Consider the following 24391-nt stretch of genomic DNA (forward strand, 5'->3'; position numbering starts at 1 on the left):
AGATATAGAAGAAAGAACAATTTTTTGGCAATGATTTTTATTTAAACGTATTTTTAGGACCGCTAGTTAAGAAGTAGCATATCAAAGACGAAACATTTTGGATAGTGACATTCAGTTGGCTAAACCTTCAATAAAAAAAATTGGAGGAATCAAAAATGGGAAAATATCGTGAATTAGCAGAAAAAATCGTAGCAAATGTCGGTGGGAAAGAGAACATCAATAGCTTGACGCATTGTATCACACGACTGCGTTTTAAATTAAAGGATGAAGGCGTCGCAAATGATGAAGTCTTAAAGAACATGGATGGGGTCGTGACGGTCATGAAGAGTGGCGGTCAATACCAGGTGGTTATCGGAAACCATGTGCCAGATGTCTATGCAGAAGTGATCGATGTTGCAGGAATCAGTGGTGATGCTGAAGAAACAGCTTCAGGTGGCAACTTGTTTGATCGTTTGATCGATATTTTGAGCGGCTGCTTCCAACCCTTCTTAGGGGCTTTGTGTGCGGCGGGGATGATCAAAGGACTAAACGCACTGTTGCTTTTTATTGGTACAACAGGCTTGATCGATTATACAACAACGACTGGTACCTATGTGATGTTCAATGCGATCGGCGATTCGATCTTCATGTTTATGCCGGTGATTTTAGGGTATACGTCAGCGAAAAAGTTTCGCTTAAATCCAATGGTGGGAATCGTGATCGGGTCAGCGCTTTGTTACCCAACGATTCAAGGATCTGCTTTGCAAGCCGCATTTCTTGCAAGCGCTGGCGAGGGAGCTGTTGCACCGTATAGCTTGTTAGGCTTGCCTGCGTACGAAACGTTTTTAGGAATTCCGTGGGTTGGCGCAACGTATACTAGCAGTGTGGTGCCGGTCATCTTTATCATTGCCTTTGCTGCGCAAGTTCAAAAATTTGCGAAAAAAATCATTCCTTCTGTTGTCCAAACGTTCTTAGTGCCGTTCTTGGTTCTCTTGATGGCATTGCCAATTGGGTTTTTGGTGATTGGACCTGTAATCAGTATGTTGACGGATCTTTTGAGCTCAGGATTTGAAGCGTTGATGGACTTCTCACCAGTTGCCTATGGCTTGTTGCTAGGTTTCTTCTGGCAAGTATTGGTTATTTTTGGTCTTCACTGGTCAGTTGTTCCGCTACACATTATGCAAGTGACACAACTAGGCTACAGTCAGATTTTGGTAGCTACGTTTGGTGCCAGCTTTGCTCAAACAGCCGTAGTGATGGCGATGTACTTTAAACTGAAAGATAAAAAACTGAAAGCACTATGTCCACCAGCTATTATCTCAGGGCTTTTCGGTGTAACGGAGCCAGCGATTTATGGAATCACGTTACCGAAAAAAATGCCGTTCTTCTACTCAATGATTGGTGGTGCGGTCGCAGGTGCCTTCTTGATGATCAATGGAACAACGAGCTACACCTCTGGTGGGTTAGGGGTCTTTGGCATTTTCAACTACATCACTCCAGAAGGCGACGCTAGTGGCATGTGGTTCTCTGTCTTCGGAATCTTGATCGCTGCAGCGATTGGCTTTGGTTTGACCATGGCTTTCTGGAAAGATGATGCAGTGGAAGAAGAAATCGCAGAAGGACAACCAGCGATGACTGTTCGAAAAGAAGTGATCACTTCTCCAGTGGAAGGAACGATCGCGCCACTAAGCAGTGCCAAAGATGAAGCCTTTGCTCAAGGAGTGCTAGGAAAAGGTATCCTGATCCATCCTTCAAAAGGCGAAGTCGTGGCTCCTTTTGATGGTACTGTGATGACATTGTTCCCAACCAAACATGCCATCGGGTTGATTTCTGAGAATGGTTTAGAACTTTTGATCCATATTGGTTTGGATACTGTTCAATTGAATGGTGAGTTCTTTGAAGCGCATGTGAAGCAAGGCGATAAAGTCACTCGTGGGCAAAAATTGATCAGCTTTGATAAAGATGCATTGATCAAAGCAGGATTCAATATTGAGACCCCAGTGCTAGTGACCAACTCAGCGGATTATTTGGATATCATCGAGTCTGACAAACGAGAAGTTGGTTGTTCCGATGATTTGATCACGGCTTTAGTTTAGGAAACATTTTCCTGCAAAAACAGCTATATAAGGATAAAAGCGATCGGTCGTGAAGGCTCGATCGCTTTTTGACAGTCATTTAATTGGGAAACAGTGAGTCTTTATAATGAAGGTTTTTATCATAGGTTGGTTCAGCGATTATCGTTGATGAAGTGGGGCGCTTATCATACGCCATCCCAATATCGATCAAATGCTGCAGATTTTTCTCATAGTGCTCCGAAAAGACGACTGCATACAACAAATCTAGCAAGTAGCAAACTGAGGTATTGATCGTAAAATTCGCGATCTTTGAATAAAGCCTTTCTCTTGTTGTGATATTTAAGACACAATCGCTTAATTTCGCTAACGCATTCTCGCCAATACTAGTCATCCCAATGATGGAGACCTGCCGTTCGGCGAGAATCTTACCGATTTCTTTAACCATTTTGTTTTCACCTGTGTAAGAAATCAAGATTGCGGTCGTATCGGAGGTACAGTTGGATGCCTCATAGGCACTTTCGCCGAAGGTATCGCAGACGTGGATACTTTTTCCTAAACGCCGCATCTTCAAAACAAAGTCTTGAGAAATCAAGGTGTTGGCATTGCTGGCGAAAATCCTGATATGGTTGGCATTGAGCAACGATTGTTTCGCTTTTTGTAATTCATCATGATGGATCAAGGAAAGCGTATCTTCGATCGTTGTTTGTTCAAGCTTTGCCAACTTTTTGGCAATGGTCATAATCCCGTCATGGGAAGAGAAGGGATAGTTCGCATCCACATCGGTAAAATGGCTGCTCATATATGTTTGCTCTTCCACAAAAGCCGTTTTTAAGTCGAGCCAACCATTGAAGCCTAATTTTTTTGCGATCCGAATAAAAGTAGAAGGATGAACATAGGTTTTTTCAGATAATTCCTTGATGGTTTGATCCGCCATCGCGGTCGGATTGGCTAATAAATAATCAATCAACGATCGTTCGGCGGGTGCTAGTTTGATTTGGCGCATTTTTTCTTGTAACAACATGGTATATATGCTCCTTTTTACATTTTTTTATGATTATTTGTAAATGGTTTTTACAGAAATTTGTTTTTATTCAGTACCTAGCGAATCGTTTACATCCTAATTATTCCTTATTTGATGCTCTTTGTAAATCTTTTTTACAAAACATCTGCAAGAAGAAGCGAGATTTGCAAACGCTTTTTCTAAATAGGCTATTTACATTGAATCAAATGTTTTTATGAATGATAATAAGAATGTAAATAAAATAGCAAAGGAGCAATACAATGACAAAAGGAATTAAAATTGCAACCATTGGTGGCGGCAGCAGCTATACCCCGGAGTTAATGGAAGGCTTTATCAAACGCTATGAAGAATTGCCGATTCGTGAGATTTGGCTAGTAGATATCGAAGCAGGAAAAGAAAAATTAGCAATCGTTGGTGCGATGGCACAACGGATGTGGGATGCGTCACCCTACGATGTAAAAATCCACATGACATTGGATCGAGAAGAAGCGTTAAAAGATGCTGATTTCGTTACGACTCAATTCCGAGTAGGATTGCTGAATGCCCGTATCAAAGATGAACGAATTCCTGCCTATTACGGCATGATTGGTCAAGAAACCAACGGCCCTGGTGGTATGTTCAAAGCGTTTCGTACGGTTCCAATCATTCTTGAAATCGTTGAAGACATGAAACGCTTGTGTCCCGATGCCTGGTTGATCAACTTTGCGAATCCAAGCGGTATGGTGACTGAAGCAATCGTGCGTTACGGAAAATGGGACAAAGTCATCGGGTTGTGTAACGTGCCTGTCATGGCAACGATGGTTGAACCTGCGTTGCTTGGCAAAGAACCTGACGAATTGATTTACAAATTTGCAGGATTGAACCACTTCCACTGGCACAAAGTTACCGACTCACACGGCAATGACGTTACGATGGACATTATTGATAAAATGTATGAAGAAGACAATGGCTTACCGAAGAATATCTTTGATGTACCATTTTACAAAGAACAGCTGGAACAAATGAAGATGATTCCTTGCGGGTATCACCGTTATTACTATCGTCAAGAAGAAATGTTGAATCATGCGATCGAAGAGTACAAGACTGTCGGTACACGCGCACAGCAAGTGAAACAAACCGAAGCCGAATTGTTTGAGTTGTACAAAGATCCTGAATTGGATCATAAACCAGAACAGCTGCAAAAACGTGGTGGTGCTTACTACTCAGATGCAGCGTGTGAAACGATTGCTTCCATTTATGCTAATAAAAATACCCAAATCGTCGTTTCAACCAAAAATGAAGGCGCCGTTCCAGATCTTCCTGCCGATTGCGTAGTCGAAGTAACAGCTTACGTTGGCGGACAAGGGGCTAGAAATGTTGCCTTTGGTGAGTTACCGACAGCTGAAAAAGGTTGGTTACAGGTAATGAAAGCAATGGAATTATTAACGATCGAAGCAGCTGTGACGGGGGATTACAATATCGCATTACAAGCCTTCACCATCAACCCATTGGTTCCATCAGGTGATACGGCAAAACGTGTCATGGACGAACTGTTTATTGCCCACAAAGATCACTTGCCTAAATTTAAGGAAACGATCGCACGTCTTGAAAAAGAAGGCGTAGAAGTACAAGATGAAGTAGCCCGCGAACTTGATCGCGAACTAGTTAAATAAAGAGAAAGTAGGAAAGAAACATGGCATTTAGAAAAGACTTTTTATGGGGCGGCGCAACAGCTGCCAATCAATGTGAAGGAGGCTACCAAGAAGGCGGACGCGGCTTGGCAAACGTTGACGTGGTACCGATCGGCAAAGATCGTTTTCCAGTCATTACTGGTCAAATGAAAATGTTCGATTTTGATGACGAACATTTCTACCCAGCAAAAGAAGCGATCGATATGTATCATCGCTACAAAGAAGACATCGCGCTATTTGGCGAAATGGGCTTTAAAACCTACCGTTTGTCGATCGCTTGGAGTCGGATTTTCCCTAAAGGGGATGAAACTGAACCAAATGAAGACGGCTTGAAGTTCTATGAAGATCTTTTCAAAGAATGCCACAAATATGGGATCGAACCATTAGTAACGATCACTCACTTTGATTGCCCAATGCATTTAGTTGAAAAATACGGGGCATGGCGTTCTCGTGAATTGGTCGGATTCTATGAAAACTTGTGTAACGTGATTTTCAACCGTTACAAAGGATTAGTAAAATACTGGTTGACCTTCAACGAAATCAACATGATTCTCCATGCGCCATTTATGGGAGCAGGTCTTTACTTTGAAGAAGGCGATAACGTTGAGCAAGTGAAATACCAAGCGGCTCACCATGAGCTATTGGCCTCTGCGATCGCAACGAAAATCGCTCATGAAGTCGATCCTGAGAACAAAGTAGGCTGTATGTTAGCTGCTGGCGCATACTATCCATATACAAGCAAACCAGAAGATGTCTGGGAATCACGCAAAGCAGATCGCGAAAACTATTTCTTTATTGATGTTCAATCACGTGGGGAATATCCACAATATGCGCTGAAAGAAATGGAACGCAATGGGATCGAAATCAAAATGGAAGAAGGCGACCTTGAGCTGTTGAAAGCTCACACCGTAGACTTTATTTCCTTCTCTTACTATTCTTCCCGCGTATCAACCACGGACGCTGAATTATTAGAACAAACGGCTGGCAATATTTTTGCTTCTGTGAAAAACCCATACTTGGAAGCAAGTGAGTGGGGGTGGCAGATTGATCCACTTGGTTTGCGGATCACGATGAATGACATTTATGATCGCTACCAAAAACCATTGTTCATCGTTGAAAATGGCTTAGGAGCTGTGGATACACCAGATGCAGATGGCTATGTGGAAGATGACTACCGGATCCAATACTTGGCAGAGCATATTCAAGCAATGAAAGATGCGGTTGAACAAGATGGTGTCGACTTATTGGGTTACACGACTTGGGGTTGTATCGATTTAGTTTCAGCTGGAACAGGTGAAATGAAAAAACGCTATGGTTTCATTTATGTGGACCGTGACAATGAAGGAAACGGCACCTTGAAACGAACAAAGAAAAAATCATTTGATTGGTACAAACAAGTGATTGCTTCAAACGGTGAAGATTTATCGAATAACTAATTATAAAAAGCTGCAGTTGATCCCTTAGAGAAATCTAAGTGGATCGACTGCAGTTTTTTTAAAGTTTTTTTAAAAACTATTGTCACGAATGATTTCTATAAGTAGAAATGGCTGCTCCGAGATTATTGATAACCGACAATGAGAGTGTTGTAAAAGGCTTGCGTTGCAGCAATTACAAAAAAGGCGACCTTAAGAATGACATGTTTTGTCCTTAAGGTCGCCTTGATCCATTTTTTTAAAGAACTTTTTCAATTTCTGGAATCATTTTTTGAGGATTAGTTTGTGGAGCAAAACGCTCCACGACTTTACCTTGGCGGTCCACCAAGAATTTCGTGAAATTCCATTTAATGGCTTTGCCTAGTGTACCCGGTGCTTCTGCTTCCAAATAGCGAAACAAGGGATCCGCATCTTTGCCATTGATCACCGTTAACTTGTGCATCGGAAAATCGACACCATAGGTGGTTCGGCAAGCGGCTGCGGCTTCTTCGGCTGAGCCGACTTCTTGTTTGAATTGGTCAGAAGGAAACCCTAGAACGACCAACCCTTGGTCTTTATAGGTTTCATAAAGACTTTGTAATTCTTTGAACTGCGGGCTCAACCCGCACTTTGTAGCTGTATTGACGATCACCAGCGGTTGACCTTCGTAGTTTGCTAGCGAATAAGTTTCGCCGTTTTCTAATGTTGCTTGGTAGTCATAGATTGACATAGCAAACGCTCCTTTTAATGTAAATCATAGTCGATAGTTTCTGAGATAAGTATAGAGCAAAGTCTTCAAAAAAACCAAGCAAACTTCTTGGCGCATTTTATTTCTTATAAAAAACAAAAAATCCAGCGGCCGTTGGGACCACTGGACTCTTATTATGCTTCTGGTAAGACTTCTGGTTCTGCTTCTTGTGGATGAACGACAGATTTAGTTTTCCATACCCCAGAATGCCAGCGATAGATCATTAAGACACTGCGCAATGCTTCGTCAATGGCATAAGCGATCCAAACGCCGATCAAGCCAAATTTAAAGACGATGGCAAGTGAGTACGAAAACGGTAAGCTGATGACCCATAGAACAATTAGGCTGCAGATCAATGGGAACTTCACATCACCACTTGCATTTAATGAACCAACTAGGATCATATTGACTGCACGCGCTGTTTCTAAGACGATCTCTACTAAAAAGACACCTTTAGCAATCTCGATTACTTCGGTATTGGAAGTAAAAATCCCCATGATCGGTTCAATAAATAGATAGGTCAATAAGCAGATCGTTACCGAGGCGATGATCCCGATCACCATCGTGCGCATGCCTCGCTGATGCGCGCGATCGAATTCACCCGCACCGACATTGCGTCCAATCATGATTTGATTCCCTTGACTCAATGCGGAGGCAATCAAATAAACAAATTGGGTGATAGCTGTTACGTAAGATTTTGCAATCAAGACACTTGCGCCAAGTTGAGCCACGATCATCGTCACTACGACTTGCGCTCCTTGATAGGAAAGAGACTCGCCAGAAGAAGGCAATCCGTAAGTCAAAATGTTTTTCATCACGCCCCAAGAGACATTCGAGAAACGGGCAGATAAAACAGAAAAATTCACATGTTTCTTCAGTAACATGGCGGCAATAATTAAACCAATCGAATTACCAAAGACGCTAGAAAATGCCAATCCAGTCACACCGAAATTCGGTAAACCAAAGGGGCTATATAAGACAAAGTAATTGCCAATGACGGCTAGGATACTAGCAAACATCGGTACCAATAACGCAGGTTTTGTGAAACTGTGGCTACGCATGACAGCAATTATGACCGCCGTGATCGATGAAAGGAACAGACTTCCGCCATACACTTGTAAGTATCCATGACCTAAAGCAACTAATTCAGCATCTAAGCCCATGAATCGCAAAAGGTAGGTTGAGCCGAAAAGGAACATCAAGCTGATCAAAATCCCGATGAACAATGACCCAAAAAGAGCGGTATTGATGACTTTCGGTATCTGGTCGCGTTTTTTCGCACCAATCAATTGTGCGATAATGATCTGAGTACCCACGGTGATGAAACCGTAAATAAAGACCGTTAAATTCAATAGTTGATTGGCAGCACTGACGGCCGCTACTGCTGGCTCGGAATAATGAGAAATCATCCAAACGTTGACATTCCCAATAACGACCCGCAAAAATAGCTCAACAAAAATCGGCCAGCTGAGAAAAATCAGTTCACGGTCTGATTTTCCTAAAAGTTTTTTCTTATTCAATTGTAAGGACTCCTTATTTTCTATATAATAGACGTATCGTGAAAATTTTACAAAAATTGAAAAGAAAGTCAATGTAATTTTCAAAAGTAAAAGCAGGAATATCTTATTATTTTTTGTAAGCAGATGAGTTGAAAGAATTTGCTTTTGAAAGTAAAGTATGGGTAGTCCAAATTGGAGGGAAATATATGTATGATGTAATTATCATCGGCGCAGGCCCTGCGGGGATGACAGCAGCGCTTTATGCGTCAAGATCGAATTTATCAGTACTAATGATTGAACGAGGAGCACCTGGCGGACAAATGAACAATACGGCTGAGGTTGAAAACTATCCTGGCTTTGAATCAATCTTAGGCCCTGAATTAGCATTTAAAATGTATGAAGGTGCCATTAAATTTGGTGTTGAAAATGCCTATGGGATCGTTCAAAGCATCACGGATCAAGGTGAGTTCAAAGAAGTTGCCACCGAAGACAAAACCTATCAAGGGAAAACAGTCATCATTGCCACAGGATGTGTACATAGAAAGTTAGGCGTCAAAGGCGAAGAAGAATTCGCAGGACGCGGAGTTTCATACTGTGCGGTTTGTGACGGTGCCTTTTTCCGTAACAAACGCTTGATCGTTGTTGGTGGAGGCGACTCAGCAGTCGAAGAAGCTATCTACTTAACGCAATTTGCTTCTGAAGTAACGATCGTTCACCGTCGTGATGAATTACGAGCACAAAAAATAATCCAAGACCGCGCATTTGCCAACGAGAAAATCTCTTTTATTTGGGATTCTGTTGTGGAAGAAATCAAAGGCAATGAGATGGTCGTAACTGGCGTGCAAATCAGAAACGTAAAAACGGATGAAGTGACAGAAGAAGCTGCTGGCGGTGTCTTTATCTATGTTGGTTTAGATCCGTTGACAGAACCATTCAAAGCTAGCGGTATTACGAATGATGCTGGCTGGATCTTAACAAATGATCAGATGGAAACTTCAATTCCTGGTGTTTACGCGATTGGCGATGTTCGTGAAAAAGGCTTGCGTCAAATCACAACGGCAGTCGGCGATGGCAGTATTGCTGGTCAACAAGTGTTTGATTTTATTGAAACACAAAAGGATGCTCAATTAACAAAATAATCTAATGGAATTAGCTGTTATTTTTAAAGTGTCAATCACTTTTGATAGCAGCTTTTTTTATTTTTCGTTTGGTTATTCTTTGAGAAATCTGTAAGTAGTGTTATACTAATTTTAGAGCATTTTAACGGAAAAAGGAGAGGTTATTTTATGGCATGGGAACAAACATTTAATCAATGGAAAAACAGTGAACACTTAGATCCACAATTAAAAGAACAATTGACCGCATTAGAAGCAGATCCTGCGATGTTAGAAGACGCTTTTTATATGCCTTTGGAATTTGGGACTGCTGGCATGCGAGGGATTTTAGGACCTGGTATCAATCGGATGAACATTTATACGATTCGTCAAGCAACGGAAGGCTTGGCTCGCTTTATGGATACACAAGATCCCGAAACAAGACGTCGTGGCGTAGCGATTGCCTATGATTCCCGTCATTTTTCACCTGAGTTCGCGATGGAAGCAGCAAAAACATTGGCAAAACATGATATTCCAGCCTTTGTCTTTGAAAGCTTACGTCCGACGCCAGAATTATCTTTTGCTGTGCGTTACTTAAAAACCTTTACTGGAATCATGATCACTGCTTCTCACAATCCAGCCGAATACAATGGCTACAAAGTATATGGGGAAGATGGTGGGCAAATGCCACCAGCAGATGCGGATGCATTGACAAAATTTGTTCGGGAAATTGAAAATCCGTTGGAGATCCCTGTATTAAGTGAAGAAGAAGCCAAAAACAGCGGCTTGATCTCTATTATTGGCGAAGAAATCGATACTGCCTATCTGAAAGAAATCAAAGAAGTCACGATCGATCAAGAATTGATCGATACGGTGGGCAAAGATTTGAAACTTGTCTATACACCACTTCATGGAACAGGGCGAATGCTTGGCGAGAAAGCGTTGAAACAAGCTGGTTTCCAACAATTCATTATTGAACCCTCACAAGCGGTTGCTGATCCAAACTTCAGTACAGTAAAATCACCGAATCCAGAAGAGCACTCTGCCTTTGAATATGCGATTGCTTTAGGAGAAAAAGAAGGTGCTGACCTATTGATCGCAACAGATCCAGATGCCGATCGCTTAGGGGCTGCAGTAAGAATGCCAGATGGCAACTACCAAGTCTTGACAGGTAACCAGTTAGGTGCATTGATGATCCGTTACATTTTAGAAGCCCATAAAACAGCTGGAACATTGCCAGAAAATGCAGCAGTCTTAAAATCGATCGTTTCAAGTGAATTGCCAACAGCGATCGCTAAATCCTACGATGTTGATATGATCAATGTTTTAACTGGCTTTAAATTTATTGCCGAAAAAATCCAACAATTTGAAAAAGACCATTCTCAAACTTTCATGTTTGGCTTTGAAGAAAGCTATGGCTACTTAGTTAAACCATTCGTACGGGACAAGGACGCGATCCAAGCGCTCGTTTTATTAGCAGAAGTGGCTGCTTTTTACAAACAATCAGACAAAACATTGTATGATGGTCTGCAAGATATTTTTGAAGAGTACGGCTACTATGCAGAAAAAACGATTTCTGTAACGATGAGCGGCATGGAAGGGGCAACTAAGATTGCTGCCTTGATGAAGACTTTCCGTGAAAAAGCACCTTCCGTCTTCGCAGGAACCCCTGTCGTGCAAACAGAAGACTTTAAATTGTTGACTCGTGTGGGCTTAGATGGTCACCAACAAAAAATGACCACACCGCCTTCTGATGTTTTGAAATACACCTTGGAAGATGAAAGCTGGATTGCTGTTCGTCCTTCTGGGACCGAACCTAAAATCAAGTTTTATATTGGTGTAAAAGGCGAAACGGCAGAAGCAGCAGAACAAAAAATTGCTGATCTGCAAGCAGCGATCGAAGAAATCACAGGTGAATAAAGTCATCTGATGTCTTCATAATCAAAAATTGCAATTGACTGAATGATCCGAGTGGTAGAAAAAGAAGCGTTCGCTTCCCCCAGCAAACAGCGGTTGAGGGACCGAAGCTTCTAAAGGGAATTTTCTGACGCTTGGATCTATTCTTGTCTTTTAGCTCGTTTCTTCTCCTTGATCGTCGAGCATTGATTGACAAGCTGTCTATCAAGGGCTAAAATGCAAAAGGAAATAAGAGAGGATGTGGCGCGATGACTACGCCGAAACTAGAAGAAATTCAGCAAGTAACACAGATTTTTAAAATGCTTAGTGATCCCACTAGACTAAAAATTTTGTTGTCTCTTCAAGAAGGAGAGCGCAATGTCACTTCGATTGCAGAACAAGTACATATGGAACAATCAGCAGTTTCTCATCAGCTGAAACTTTTGAAAGATAATCGGATCGTAAAGTCGGAAAGACAAGGAAAAACCATCCTTTATAGTCTTGATGACAAACATGTTGTGGATATTTTGCAAAAAACATTCGAACATATCCATCACCGTTAAAACTAGGGCGAGAATTTCTCAAAAGTCCTAGTTTTTTCTTATTGTTTTTGGTATGCTAGTGGAAATATTAAAATTAGATGAACGGTTTTTAATAACGTTTTCAGTTAGGGGGCATTATGGGTAAGCAATTGAACATTGGATTATTAGGAATGGGTGTTGTCGGCAGCGGGGTATGCCAAGTGTTGGCAGAGCAAAAAGAAGCCATTCTGGCACGCACAGGAGTCAGTGTGCAAATCACGAAAGCATTAGCTTCGCCTTACGAGGATAAGTCTGCGTTAGCGGCTAAGTACGGGTTTGCGTTGACGAATGAGGCAAATGAGTTGTTTGAAGATGAGACCATCGACGTAATTGTGGAATTGATCGGGAAGATCGATCCGGCAAAAGCGTTTATTTCAGCTGCTTTAGAAAATAAGAAGCACGTTGTGACGGCAAATAAAGACTTGATTGCCACCCATGGACCTGAACTGCTGGCAATCGCTGAAAAAGCCGGGGTGTCTCTTTATTATGAAGCCAGCGTGGGTGGTGGCATTCCGATCTTGCGTACATTGAGCACCCACTATCTGCCTGATACCATCACAGGGATTTTTGGTATCGTCAATGGGACGACCAATTATATGCTGACAAAAATGACGGAAGATGGCATGACCTATGAAGATGCTTTGTCACAAGCCCAAGCAAAAGGTTTTGCCGAATCAGATCCTACTAATGATGTTGACGGTATCGATGCGGCCTATAAAATGGTGATCCTGACCAAATTTGCTTTTGGGAAAACGATCCATGTTGCTGATGTGGCAACAAAAGGCATCCGCGGCTTAGCTGTGGCAGATATTAAGCAGGCACAAGCCTTTGGTTATGAAGTGAAGTTGATCGGTGCAGCACAAAAGACAGTTGACGGTTCCCTTACTGTGTCAATTGGACCTGTATTAGTGCCGAAAAACCATGCGTTAGCGACAATCCAAAACGAGTTTAATGGCATTTTTATCGAGAGTGAAGGCATCGATCAATCAATGGTTTATGGACCAGGAGCAGGATCACGACCGACGGCCACCAGCGTGGTAGCGGATTTGACCGTTTTAGCAAAAAATAAAAGCTTTGGGATCGTTGAACCTTTTCTAACTTTTGAAAAAGAAACAGCATTAGCATCTGTAGAAGAAGTTCCTAGCCGGCATTATGTGTCTTTTTCAAGTCAAGAGATCAAAGGGAACGCTCTTCCAGAATGGTTTGCGTTTGAGCAAACGGTGTTCAACGAAGCAGAGCAACGAATAGCTGGAATCACCAATCCAATGAGCGAAAAAGAGCTAACAGAAAAACTCGCAACTTATACCGATGCACAAGACATACAAATAATGAAAGTGATGGAGGAATAAACATGTATCAAGGATTATTGCATCAATACAAGGAATATCTGCCAGTCAACGAAAATACACCAGCATTGTCGCTGGCTGAAGGCAACACGCCGTTGATTCCCTTACCAAGCCTTTCCAAGGAATTAGGGATTCAATTGTATGGAAAGTACGAAGGGCTGAATCCGACAGGCTCTTTTAAAGACCGAGGGATGGTCATGGCGGTGGCAAAAGCGGTGGAAGAAGGTGCCAAAGCAATCGTCTGTGCATCGACAGGAAATACCAGTGCGGCAGCAGCAGCTTATGCGACCAGAGCGGGGATCAAAGCCTATGTTGTTATTCCAGATGGCAAAATCGCTATGGGAAAATTGGCGCAAGCAATCGTTTATGGAGCGGATATCATTTCGATCCCAGGAAACTTTGATGAAGCATTGAAAGCAGTACGAGATATTGCAGAAACCGAAGCCGTGGCGCTAGTAAACTCAGTCAATCCTTATCGTTTAGAAGGACAAAAAACAGCTGCCTTTGAAGTATGCGAACAATTAGGACAAGCACCAGATGTTCTTGCGATTCCTGTCGGTAATGCAGGGAATATCTCGGCATATTGGAAAGGGTTCAAAGAATGGCATGAGAAAAAAGGCACCGCGTTGCCAAGAATGCATGGGTTTGAAGCTGAAGGTGCTGCTGCGATCGTCCGTGGGGAAGTCATCGAACAGCCAGAAACGATCGCTACAGCGATTCGGATCGGCAATCCAGCCAGCTGGCAGTTGGCAGAAGCCGCTCGTGATGAATCAAATGGACACATCGATGCAGTAACCGATGAGGAAATTTTGAATGCTTACCGTAAAATTGCTGCGCAAGATGGTGTGTTTATTGAACCAGGCTCTGCTGCATCGCTTGCTGGTGTCATCCAGCACGTGAAAGCAGGGAAAATCAAACCAGGTGAAACTGTCGTTGCCGTCTTTACTGGAAACGGGCTGAAAGATCCTGATACAGCAATTAAAGCAACGGAAGTTACGATCAATAAAATGAGTGATTTAGAAGAAATGCGTCAGCATCTTCGTGAAGGAGTTGCCAATCTATGAAGATCCGCGTTCCTGCAACCAGTGCGAACTTAGGGCCTGGTTTTGATTCCTGCGGGATTGCCCTGTCAAAGTATTTGTTCATTGAAGTTTTAAAAGAAAACGATACGTGGGAAATCATCCATGAGCTAGGTTCAGAGATCCCAACGGATGAAACCAACTTGCTTTTGCGTGTGGCATTGAAATTAGCACCAAACATGAAGCCTTTGAAAATCCGAATGAGTTCGGACATTCCTTTGGCACGAGGCTTAGGCAGCAGTTCCTCAGTGATCGTCGCCGGGATTGAACTAGCCAACCGCATGGCCCACATGAATCTGAGTGCAGCACAAAAGCTTGAGATCGCAACTGCCATCGAAGGGCATCCTGACAACGTCGGACCAGCGATTTATGGAGATTTTGCGGTTGCTGCTTACGACCATCAGCACAAGCATACGTATTTAGTCAAGCATCATTTTCCAGAGTGCGAGATCATTGCCTATATTCCTCATGAAGAACTGTTGACTGAAGCAAGTCGTCAAGTCTTGCCGCAGACCCTTTCGCACGAGCAAGCTGTCGAAGCCAGTGCGATCGCCAACGTGATGATCGCAGCGGTCATCAATGGCAATCTGCCACTTGCAGGAAAATTGATGCAACAGGATCGTTTTCATGAAGCCTATCGGGAAAAGCTTGTGCCGCACTTGTCGACCATTCGCCAAATCTGCGAAGAAGAAGGCGGCTATGGCTGTTTCTTAAGCGGCGCAGGTCCTACGGTCTTAGCGATCGTCCCAGAGGAACGGGCAGAACGAATCTCAAAACTTTTGCATGCCTTGGAGAGCAATGCGTATATCGAACAATTACAAATCGATCGTGAAGGGCTGCAAGTGTTTTAAAAGAGAATAATAAATGAGCCAAAGACCAAAAACGGTGAGCAGAAGATTTTCTGCTCACCGTTTTTCATTGCTTCATCGAGGTTAGTCTTTCGTTTCTGACGTGTAATAACTATGATCTTCTAAGTTTAATGCATTTAAAATCATAGAGGCGGTTTCTTCGATGGAAAGAGAAGCGACATTGATCACGACACAACCTAATTTCTCATAAAGATCATTGGCAAACGTCAGCTCCGCTTTGATTTTTTCTATATCGGAATACGCAGAATCTGGGTTCAAGCCGTAGGAGCGCATCCGTTCTTTACGAATACTGTTTAACACATTCGGATCGTTTGTTAGCCCGACGATTTTTTTCGGATCGATTTCCCAGAGCTGTTTTGGGATGTGGGCTTGCGGTACTAAAGGCAGGTTAGCAACTTTTAAATTTTTGTTTGCTAGAAATAGACTCAAAGGCGTTTTTGACGTCCGAGAAACCCCTAGTAACACGACATCTGCTTCCAAGAAGCCACGAGGGTCTTTCCCATCATCGTACATAACCGCAAATTCCATGGCTTTGATGCGTTTGAAATAATTTTCGTTCAAGTGGTGCAAAGCCCCTGGCTCTCGTGAAGGTGCTACGCCAGTTCGTCGTTCTACTTCACTTACTGGAGGGGTCAATACGTCGAAATGGTAAAGGTCAGCTTCTTCACAAAAATGATTCGTCAAATCCACAAGTTCTTCTTTGATCAAGGTATGAAGAATAATGGCGTTGTGTTTTTTTGCATCAGACAAAGCTTTGATCAAATGCTCTTTTGTGTGGATGAACGTGCGTCTAAAAAGGTTGAATTCGACGCTGGGGTATTGGGCCATTGTCGCTTGTGCAAGCTTCGATGCCGTTTCGCCGGCAGAGTCCGACAACACGAACATCGTCACTGCGGCACTGGTTTGCAATTTTTCTTGCAAGTCTGGTTGTTCAGGTTCAGTTGGCTTCATAAGAAAAATCCTCTCTTGCTTTTTTATTGATTTCATTATACCATACTTAAGATCGATAGAATCGGAATGATTTTGATTTATCAGGAGGGCCTACGATGAAAAATCAAACGCTTATTGAGCATGCCATGACCACATTGAAAGAAAATGGCTTTAAATACACCAAAAAAAGAGAAGCGATCATCACCTATTTAGTGAAACGCAATCGCTATTTGCCAGCCAAGGAAATTCATGAATACATGTCAGAAAAGTATCCTGGCTTGAGCTATGATACGATCTACCGTAATCTGCATGATTTTTCTGAGATCGGTATTTTAGAAGAAACAGAGCTGAACGGGGAGATGAAGTTTCGCTATAACTGCTGTGCAGAATTAGAGGACCATCATCACCATCACTTTATTTGCACGGTTTGTGGCAAAACAAAAGAACTACATATTTGCCCGATGGACTTCTTCCAAGAACAGCTTCCTGGCTGCTTGATCGAGGGACATCGCTTCGAGATTTTGGGCCGTTGTGAAGAATGTCAATGAAAACCCAAACAAACTTGATGGGATCGAAGACTTTTTTAACAGAATGCCTTGACACTTTTTCAGGGGTTAGCTATAATTTTTAAAGGACAGTCGTGTTTTTTGGGATTTTATTTCAATAACAACTACGGTTACTTTTTAAGCTCGGAGGGAGGGAATTTACATGTCAAAAACAGTCGTTCGCAAAAACGAATCACTTGACGATGCTCTTCGTCGCTTCAAACGTTCCGTGTCAAAAGCGGGTACTTTACAGGAATCTCGTAAACGTGAATTTTACGAAAAACCTAGCGTAAAGCGTAAGAAAAAATCTGAAGCAGCTAGAAAACGCAAAAAATTCTAATTTTCTACTGTTTTGAGAATTGGAGCTGGTAGTGTGACACTACTAAGTACACTGAATGATGACATGAAGACAGCGATGAAAGCCAAAGACAAGGAAACCTTGCAGGTGATCCGCATGTTGAAAGCATCAATTCAAAATGAGCAGATCAAAAAAGGTTCTGACTTGAATGAAGAAGAAGAGTTGACCGTTTTGTCTCGTGAGATGAAACAGCGTCGTGATTCTTTAAATGAGTTTGAGAAAGCTGACCGAAATGATCTAGCAGAGAAAGTCAAAGTTGAAATTGCAGTTGTTGAAAAATATTTGCCAGCACAACTCGATGAAGCGGAAATCCGCCAAATCGTCGCTGGAGCGATTGAAAAGACTGGTGCTTCTTCTTCCAAAGAATTTGGAAAAGTGATGGGTGCTGTAATGCCACAAGTTAAAGGCAAAGCAGACGGCAATCAAGTCAATGCGATCGTTAAAGAATTATTGGATCAAATGTAAGCTCACGCCGCAAGTATGGATGACATGCTTGCGGCTTTTTTTCTGATTTCGAAAACTTAAAAAAAGCATAAGGACAAGGGGAAACGACTATTGTACTTGATAAGTAATTTTTCTTTTTTCCATCTTATGTTATTATTAATAAGAACGCCAAAAAAGGAGCTGTAACATATTTGACAGACAAAACAATAACGATCGAGATAACACTTAGTGAAAACGATGACGTTCGTTTATTATTAGGTGCCCACGATAAGAACATCAAAATTATTGAAGACTCCACAGGAACGGTCATTCACACTCGTGGTGAGCTGATCCAAATCGTAGGAGAAACCGAAGCCGCTGAAAAGGCACAATCCGTGATTCGGGCTTTGCAAGAGTTGATCAAACGAGGCATCAATATCAGTACCCCCGATGTGATCACCGCGTTGAATATGGTGAATAAGGGCAGTCTTGATTATTTCAAAGATATGTATGAAGAAGAGATCATCAAAGACCGTAACGGCAAACCGATCCGAGCGAAAAATGCTGGGCAAAAAAAATATATCGAAGCCGTCCGTAAACATGATGTAGTCTTTGGTGTCGGCCCCGCTGGAACCGGAAAGACCTTCTTAGCAGTCGTAATGGCAATTGCAGCTTTAAAGAAAGGCCAAGTGCAAAAAATCATTTTGACACGGCCCGCGGTTGAAGCAGGAGAAAATCTTGGTTTCCTACCAGGAGACTTGAAAGAAAAAGTCGATCCTTACTTACGCCCCGTTTATGATGCGTTGTATCAAATTTTTGGGATGGATCATACGAACCGTCTCATGGAACGAGGCGTCATTGAGATCGCACCATTGGCATATATGCGTGGACGTACGCTAGAAGATGCCTTTGTCATTTTAGATGAAGCGCAAAATACGACGATCGCTCAAATGAAAATGTTTTTGACCCGTTTAGGATTCAACTCTAAAATGATCGTCAATGGCGATACCAGCCAGATCGATTTGCCAAAAGGGACTTTAAGCGGCCTGATCCACGCCGAACGGACGTTACAAGAGATCCCTAAAATTGCTTTTGCTAATTTTGAAGCAGGAGATGTCGTGCGGCATCCAGTTGTTGCCGAGATCATTCGCGCATATGAAGAAGCAGATCTTAAAGACAAGCGCTGATCGTCTTTTAGGAGGAGAACTATGATCATTCAACCACTACGGAAATTTAGAGAAAGACTTGGGAAATTCTATCTACCAGTTTTGATGTTCCTTTTCTTTCTTTTTTCGATTGGTATCATGTACACCAGCGTCAAACAAAACAATGTCGATTATAGCGAAGGTCAAGTGGCGGAAGAAAATATCCGTGCCAATAAAACGATCGAAAATACCGCTGCGACGGAACAAAAACGTAAACTGGCTGCCGAAGCTGTACCACCAGAGTACACGTATCAGGATACACTGGCGCAAACGCAGCATGATCGTATCGATCATTTATTTGACCTAGTTGCTTCAGTCAAAAAATCAGTGGATGAAGCCCATGAAAAAAAAGTGGCTGAGGCCGATGAGGATGAAAATATCCCTAAACCTAGTACAGATGAATATATCGCAGCCTTAAAACAAGAATTTGAAAAAATGAGTGATGATGAACTGGATTTTTATCAGTCATTTACCAATAATTTTTTGACGACGATGTTCTCATTAAGTGATGATGAATTAAATACAGTGCGTACCTATGCGCTACAATTAGTAGATGAACAAATGGCCAAACAGATCCGCCAAACGGAATTAAGTACGTTCCGTTCTGAGGCGGAAGATAAGATCCAGTTCTTAGATGTTAGCTCAGATATGGCTTCTGTCTTACGTTTCTTAGTCAATCAAGGAATCGTCGTGAACGATATCCCAAATGAAAAACGGACAGAAGAAGCACGGCAAACCGCCATGGATGCTGTTCCTCCAGTGATGATTTATCAAGGAGAGATCATTGTCCGTGAGGGCTCGCAGATCGATGCCAATGCCCTAGAGAAGCTGCAGCTTTTAGGAATGACTAATCAGACCTTTTCTGTTTTTCCATTGATCGCTTTAGTGTTAGCAACAGTCTTACAGATGCTTATGGTGTTTTATTACACGAAACAGACGAAAGACGTGGAAAAACGGATGAATGCGGTCACGTTTTATATTTTGGCAATGGCATTCAGTATTTTGATCATGAAGTTTTTCCAACTTTTCCAATCTGAATTAGTGACCTTTATCCCGCTGTTTTTCCCAGCTGCGTTTACACCGTTGATCCTGAGTATTTTCTCCAGCCGTCGTTTGGGGATTTTGTCTGCGATTTTCCAAGTAATCAGTGCACTCTTTATTTACTTTGATTCTAGCGGAACCAACTTGTTGACGACCGTCTTAGTCACCTATTTGTTCTCTGGCTTGATGGGAACGATGATCAAGCGCGCCCGCATCGCTAGTCAAGGGAAAACGGCAGTAGCGTGGGTGATCGTCTTTCCGCTCTTACTGAGTTTTGTGCTGGTGATTTTCCAAGGAATGGATTTTGCTCGCGGGAACACTTGGACCACGATCATTTGTGGTTTAGCAGGCTCTCTCTTAAGCTATTTGCTAACGATGGGACTACATCCTTACATCGAATTGTTGGTGACGGATGAGAGTATGATCGTGTTAAATGAATTGAGTAACCCGAATCATCCATTGTTAAAACAGTTGCTGGAAGAAGCGCCAGGAACGTATCATCACAGTATGATGGTTGCCAATCTTAGTGCCAATGCCGTTGCCGAAATCGGCGGGCAAAGCTTACTGACTCGTGTGGCTTGTTATTACCATGATATCGGCAAGGTCAAACATGCCAATTTCTTCGTAGAAAATTTACCTGCTGGTGCCGAAAACCCGCATAATTTCTTGTTGCCTGAAGACAGCAAACAAATTATCTTCGGTCACGTGATCGATGGGGCGGAAATTCTCGAAGAAGCCAAAATGCCGCGCATGGTGATCGACATTTGTCGTCAACACCATGGCACGACCTTGATGCGTTATTTCTACGTGAAAGCCAAAGAGCGTAATCCCGAGGTGACGGAAGAAGATTTCCGTTATCCTGGTCCAAAACCGCAAACACGAGAAGCTGGCGTTGTGAGTATCGCGGATAGTTGTGAAGCAGCTGTTCGAGCGATGGAAAATCCAACAAATCAAAAGATTCAAGAATTTGTTGCAAATCTCATCAATGATCGGATCTTAGACGGTCAACTGGATGAAACAGGCCTGACTTTGAAAGAAATCCGAATGATTGAAAAATCACTGGTCAACGGACTTTGCAGTACCTTCCATTCACGGATCAAATATCCAAAAATGAAGTCGGAAGCAGAGAAAATGAAAGAAGAACAAGAAAGAAGAGAGCGCTAATGGAGATTACCTTTTTAGATGAGACAAATTCAGTGGGGGAAACCAAGATCAAAGAGATCGAAGGACTGTTGCAATTTGCTGCAGGACATTTAGAACTTCCAGAGGATACAGAAATGTCCGTCACATTTATGGACAATGCGGCGATCCAAGAAATCAATCGGGAGTACCGCGGCAAAGATATGCCAACAGATGTCATTAGTTTTGCCTTTGAAGAAGAAACAGACGAAGAGCTGTCGATCATTTTTGACGAAGCCCTTGAAGAGCTGCCGCGTGATCTTGGAGATATTATGATCTCCATTGAACGAGCGAAAGAACAAGCTGCTGAATACGGGCACACCTATGATCGGGAGCTGGGTTTCTTGGCGTTACATGGTTTCTTGCATATCAATGGCTATGATCATATGACACCTGAAGATGAAAAGGAAATGTTTGGATTGCAAAAGGAAATACTGGATGCCTATGGACTCAAAAGATAAGAATATTGGGAAAAACAAACAATTTATTTCGTCGATCGAATTTGCTTTCACTGGTATAAAAACCGTCTTTAAAGAGGAACGCAATATGCGTAAACATGTTGCACTAGGAATCGTTGCGATCATTGCGGGCTTTATTTTCCGTTTGAGTCAAATGGAATGGCTCTGGTTGCTGCTAGCTGTTTTCTTAGTCTGGATCGTTGAGATCATCAACACCGTCTTTGAAAACGTCGTAGATATGTTTACAGATTTCCATTTCCATCCTATCGGAAAAAAAATCAAAGATATGGCAGCTGGTGCCGTGCTGATGACTGCAGTTTTTGCGTTAGTCGTCGCAGCGATCATCTTCTTGCCAAAATTGCTGCAGCTCTTCTGATGCGCACCAAAACACAAGATAAAGGGGAACAAAAATGACAACACACAAATCAGGCTTCGTTGCGATCGTCGGGCGGCCAAATGTTGGGAAATCAACACTACTAAATCGAGTCGTAGGACAAAAAATCGCGATCATGAGTGACAAAGCGCAAACGACCCGTAACAAAATCCAAGGGGTCTATACGACGGATGACGCACAGCTGATCTTTATCGATACACCAGGGATCCACAAACCCAAACACCGTTTAGGCGATTTTATGGTTGAAACCGCCTATAGTGCACTGCGAGAAGTTGACGTGACGCTATTTATGATCAGTGCGGACCAAAAGCGTGGCAAGGGCGATGATTTTATTATCGAACGATTGCGCCAAAGTCAGACACCGGTTTTCCTCGTGATCAATAAAATTGATAAAGTCCATCCAGATGCCTTATTGGCAATTATTGAAGACTATTCCTCACAAATGGACTTTGCTGAGATCGTACCGATTTCCGCAACAGAAGGCAATAATTTCGAAACGTTAATGAAGCTACTGATCGATGAAATGCCAGAAGGACCTCAGTACTTCCCAGAGGATCAAATCACGGATCATCCAGAATACTTTATCGTCTCCGAATTGGTGCGGGAAAAAGTCTTGCTACTGACCAGAGATGAAGTACCTCACTCAGTAGCAGTCGTCGTTGACTCTATGAAACGAGACCACAATGACAAGGTGCATATTCAAGCGACGATCATTGTCGAACGTGACAGTCAAAAAGGCATTATCATTGGTAAAGGCGGAAAAATGCTGAAACAGATCGGTACGAAAGCTCGTTTAGACATTGAACACTTGTTAGATGACAAAGTCTTCTTGGAATTATGGGTAAAAGTTCAAAAAGATTGGCGCGACAAGCAAACCTTCTTAACGGACTACGGCTATCGCAAAGATGAGTATTGATGAGATGCAGATCAAACATGATCTGTTTTAATGAGGAAAAACTGATGCAGTCAGCGAACTGGATCAGTTTTTTTAAAGAAATGGGGTGCGACGATGAATCTTGTTGAAACAAAAGGAATCTTACTTTTTTCAAAAGACCATAAAGAAAAAGACAAGCTAGTCAAAATCTTTACGGAATCTGCTGGGAAGCAAATGTTTTATGTCAAGGGTGCCCATCGGAAAAATAACCCCTTGGCACCAGCGCTGCTCTCCTATACTGAAGCCACCTACATGGGAACCATCAAAACGGAAGGCTTGTCCTTTTTAAACAATGCTAAAGACATCCATCCTTTTCGTACGATCCAAAGTGATATTTTTATTGCTGGTTATGCAACCTACTTATTGAATTTGGCTGATTCTGCTATTGATGATCGGGTCTATGACCCACATCTATACCAATTTTTACATGAGGCCTTGCAATTAATGGATCAAGAAAACGACGCAGAGATCATCACCAATATCTTTGAAATCCAGATTTTGCACCGTTTCGGGATCACCCCGAATTGGACCCATTGTGCGATCTGCGGAAAAACCGACGGTCGGTTTGACTATTCCTCAAAATATAGCGGTATTTTATGTGAACAGCACTGGGGGATGGACGAACGTCGTTATCATGCTGATTCTCGGGCGATCCATTTTATTCGCTTATTTTCGCAAATATCCTACGAGCAGATTGCTTCAATCAAATTAAAGCCAGAAACGAAAGCCGCGATCCGACGAGTGATTGATTTATTATATGATGAATATGTGGGCATTCATTTAAAAAGTAAGAAGTTTATCGATCAGATGGGGCAATGGCAAGACGTCTTAAAACCGAAAAATCAATGATAGAGTTGGCGAAACTTCAATGGAGTTAAGCCGACTCTTTTTTTGAATAATGCTGTAAAGTGACTTGCATCTTGAAACCCCACTGCGAAGGCAGCTTGTTGAATGGGCAGATCTGGCTGTGCCACCAAAAGTTCTTTGGCTCGGGTCATGCGGTAGTTCAATAAATATTGTGCAGTAGATTGCCCCAAAAAACGTTGGAACAAACGTGAGAGATACTGTGGTGACACATAGACGAGCCCTGCTAGTTCTTTGATCGTGATCGCCTGATCATAATTCGTTTCGATTTCTTGTATAACGGGAACCAGATATTGTTGGAACAGCGGGTGTTTTTCTGTTGGATTCCCTGAGCGTTCTTGCATGATCGCCAATAAAAAGCGGTAACATTCGCTAGAGGCCCGTAGCGGGTCCCAACTGATTTGTTGGTCTTCTTTGATCCGTTGATTGATCCAGGTGACATAAGAAAAGGTTTCTGACTCTTCAGCTAATATATAGGGCTGATTCGTGTACTGCTTTAACACCTCAGCTGCCAAAGGGCCTTGGAATGTGGCGAAGGATGTTTTCCAGTCAGTCAATGGATAGTAGCGATGGGGCGTAAAAGGAAAAATCAAAATGCCTTCATTCGGACGTAAGATAAACGATTCCTGACCAAATGTGATTCGGCCTTCCCCTTGCTCTGTTTGCAGCCAATGGAAGTAGGGATAACCATCAGGACGAGCGACGTCATCTTGCGCCCAATCGTTGCCGATGCTTTCAAGAGATAAAGGCAGCTGCTGATTGGTTTGATAAAAGTAGATAGGCATAGTGTA

23 protein-coding genes are annotated in these 24391 nt (G+C 42.5%); 18 read left to right on the forward strand and 5 right to left on the reverse strand.

The features are described from left to right. Positions 1-155: 155 nt before the first annotated feature. Entirely contained in the window at positions 156-2075 is a 1920-nt protein-coding gene (locus IGI76_RS06860) for a beta-glucoside-specific PTS transporter subunit IIABC (RefSeq protein WP_194192899.1), read from the forward strand. Between the two features lie 79 nt (positions 2076-2154). Here IGI76_RS06860 and IGI76_RS06865 read toward each other — a convergent pair whose 3' ends face one another. Beyond that, positions 2155-3075 (reverse strand): MurR/RpiR family transcriptional regulator, encoded by a 921-nt coding sequence (locus tag IGI76_RS06865; protein ID WP_438781255.1) that lies wholly within the window; start codon positions 3073-3075, stop codon positions 2155-2157. A 260-nt stretch (positions 3076-3335) separates the two neighbouring features. Between IGI76_RS06865 and IGI76_RS06870 the strand changes: the two genes are divergently transcribed. After that, positions 3336-4727 carry a 6-phospho-beta-glucosidase gene (locus IGI76_RS06870; RefSeq protein ID WP_005225822.1) on the forward strand — a complete coding sequence of 464 codons (1392 nt, stop codon included), beginning with the start codon at positions 3336-3338 and terminating at the stop codon, positions 4725-4727. Between the two features lie 20 nt (positions 4728-4747). After that, entirely contained in the window at positions 4748-6181 is a 1434-nt protein-coding gene (locus tag IGI76_RS06875; protein WP_008378424.1) for a 6-phospho-beta-glucosidase, read from the forward strand. A 235-nt stretch (positions 6182-6416) separates the two neighbouring features. Here IGI76_RS06875 and IGI76_RS06880 read toward each other — a convergent pair whose 3' ends face one another. After that, positions 6417-6887 (reverse strand): glutathione peroxidase, encoded by a 471-nt coding sequence (locus IGI76_RS06880; RefSeq protein ID WP_005225824.1) that lies wholly within the window; start codon positions 6885-6887, stop codon positions 6417-6419. A gap of 152 nt (positions 6888-7039) precedes the next feature. Further along, a complete protein-coding gene (locus IGI76_RS06885; protein WP_194192898.1) occupies positions 7040-8425 on the reverse strand; it encodes an MATE family efflux transporter in 1386 nt (461 codons plus the stop codon). 185 nt (positions 8426-8610) lie between these two features. Here IGI76_RS06885 and trxB point away from each other — a divergent pair, with 185 nt between their 5' ends. From trxB to thrB, 6 genes are all read left to right on the forward strand, one after another. Further along, on the forward strand, positions 8611-9543 hold the full coding sequence (trxB, locus tag IGI76_RS06890) for a thioredoxin-disulfide reductase (protein WP_015509534.1): 933 nt from the start codon (positions 8611-8613) through the stop codon (positions 9541-9543). 147 nt (positions 9544-9690) lie between these two features. Further along, positions 9691-11418 (forward strand): phospho-sugar mutase, encoded by a 1728-nt coding sequence (locus IGI76_RS06895; RefSeq protein WP_086332447.1) that lies wholly within the window; start codon positions 9691-9693, stop codon positions 11416-11418. 245 nt (positions 11419-11663) lie between these two features. Then, entirely contained in the window at positions 11664-11957 is a 294-nt protein-coding gene (locus IGI76_RS06900) for an ArsR/SmtB family transcription factor (RefSeq protein ID WP_005225828.1), read from the forward strand. A gap of 116 nt (positions 11958-12073) precedes the next feature. Beyond that, positions 12074-13324 carry a homoserine dehydrogenase gene (locus tag IGI76_RS06905; RefSeq protein WP_194192897.1) on the forward strand — a complete coding sequence of 417 codons (1251 nt, stop codon included), beginning with the start codon at positions 12074-12076 and terminating at the stop codon, positions 13322-13324. Between the two features lie 2 nt (positions 13325-13326). Next, a complete protein-coding gene (gene thrC, locus IGI76_RS06910) occupies positions 13327-14385 on the forward strand; it encodes a threonine synthase (RefSeq protein WP_005225830.1) in 1059 nt (352 codons plus the stop codon). Next, positions 14382-15251: a homoserine kinase gene (thrB, locus tag IGI76_RS06915; protein WP_005225831.1), complete on the forward strand. Its 870-nt coding sequence runs from the start codon at positions 14382-14384 to the stop codon at positions 15249-15251. The genes thrC and thrB overlap by 4 nt, the downstream gene beginning before the upstream one ends. 81 nt (positions 15252-15332) lie before the next feature. Here the strand turns inward: thrB and IGI76_RS06920 are convergent, their stop codons facing one another. Then, a complete protein-coding gene (locus IGI76_RS06920) occupies positions 15333-16220 on the reverse strand; it encodes a pyruvate, water dikinase regulatory protein (protein ID WP_010748043.1) in 888 nt (295 codons plus the stop codon). A gap of 95 nt (positions 16221-16315) precedes the next feature. On the opposite strand from IGI76_RS06920, the gene IGI76_RS06925 reads away from it, so the two are divergent. The 9 genes from IGI76_RS06925 to recO all read left to right on the forward strand — a co-directional run bounded on the left by IGI76_RS06925 (position 16316) and on the right by recO (position 23585). Further along, positions 16316-16747 carry a Fur family transcriptional regulator gene (locus IGI76_RS06925; protein WP_005225833.1) on the forward strand — a complete coding sequence of 144 codons (432 nt, stop codon included), beginning with the start codon at positions 16316-16318 and terminating at the stop codon, positions 16745-16747. Between the two features lie 160 nt (positions 16748-16907). Further along, a complete protein-coding gene (rpsU, locus tag IGI76_RS06930; protein WP_002356740.1) occupies positions 16908-17084 on the forward strand; it encodes a 30S ribosomal protein S21 in 177 nt (58 codons plus the stop codon). A 33-nt stretch (positions 17085-17117) separates the two neighbouring features. Then, the gene (locus tag IGI76_RS06935) at positions 17118-17567 is read left to right on the forward strand and encodes a GatB/YqeY domain-containing protein (protein WP_005225841.1); all 450 of its coding nucleotides are present in this window, start codon (positions 17118-17120) and stop codon (positions 17565-17567) included. Positions 17568-17737: 170 nt separating this feature from the next. Then, complete coding sequence (locus IGI76_RS06940; RefSeq protein WP_005225842.1) at positions 17738-18712, forward strand: PhoH family protein; 975 nt, start codon at positions 17738-17740, stop codon at positions 18710-18712. 21 nt (positions 18713-18733) lie between these two features. Continuing rightward, positions 18734-20935 carry an HD family phosphohydrolase gene (locus IGI76_RS06945; protein WP_010748045.1) on the forward strand — a complete coding sequence of 734 codons (2202 nt, stop codon included), beginning with the start codon at positions 18734-18736 and terminating at the stop codon, positions 20933-20935. Then, positions 20935-21411: an rRNA maturation RNase YbeY gene (ybeY, locus tag IGI76_RS06950; RefSeq protein ID WP_005225844.1), complete on the forward strand. Its 477-nt coding sequence runs from the start codon at positions 20935-20937 to the stop codon at positions 21409-21411. Before IGI76_RS06945 ends, ybeY begins: the two co-directional genes overlap by 1 nt. Continuing rightward, the gene (locus IGI76_RS06955; protein WP_016610244.1) at positions 21395-21784 is read left to right on the forward strand and encodes a diacylglycerol kinase family protein; all 390 of its coding nucleotides are present in this window, start codon (positions 21395-21397) and stop codon (positions 21782-21784) included. Before ybeY ends, IGI76_RS06955 begins: the two co-directional genes overlap by 17 nt. Before the next feature lie 34 nt (positions 21785-21818). After that, positions 21819-22718 carry a GTPase Era gene (gene era / locus IGI76_RS06960; protein WP_005225846.1) on the forward strand — a complete coding sequence of 300 codons (900 nt, stop codon included), beginning with the start codon at positions 21819-21821 and terminating at the stop codon, positions 22716-22718. Between the two features lie 93 nt (positions 22719-22811). After that, complete coding sequence (gene recO / locus IGI76_RS06965; protein WP_005225847.1) at positions 22812-23585, forward strand: DNA repair protein RecO; 774 nt, start codon at positions 22812-22814, stop codon at positions 23583-23585. Here the strand turns inward: recO and IGI76_RS06970 are convergent. Then, positions 23579-24385, reverse strand: a complete 807-nt coding sequence (locus tag IGI76_RS06970; RefSeq protein ID WP_086295138.1) for an AraC family transcriptional regulator — start codon at positions 24383-24385, stop codon at positions 23579-23581. The genes recO and IGI76_RS06970 overlap by 7 nt on opposite strands. Between the last annotated feature and the right edge of the window lie 6 nt (positions 24386-24391).

It is taken from the genome of Enterococcus sp. DIV2449a, assembly GCF_051711225.1.
Taxonomy (GTDB): Bacteria; Bacillota; Bacilli; order Lactobacillales; family Enterococcaceae; genus Enterococcus_D; species Enterococcus_D casseliflavus.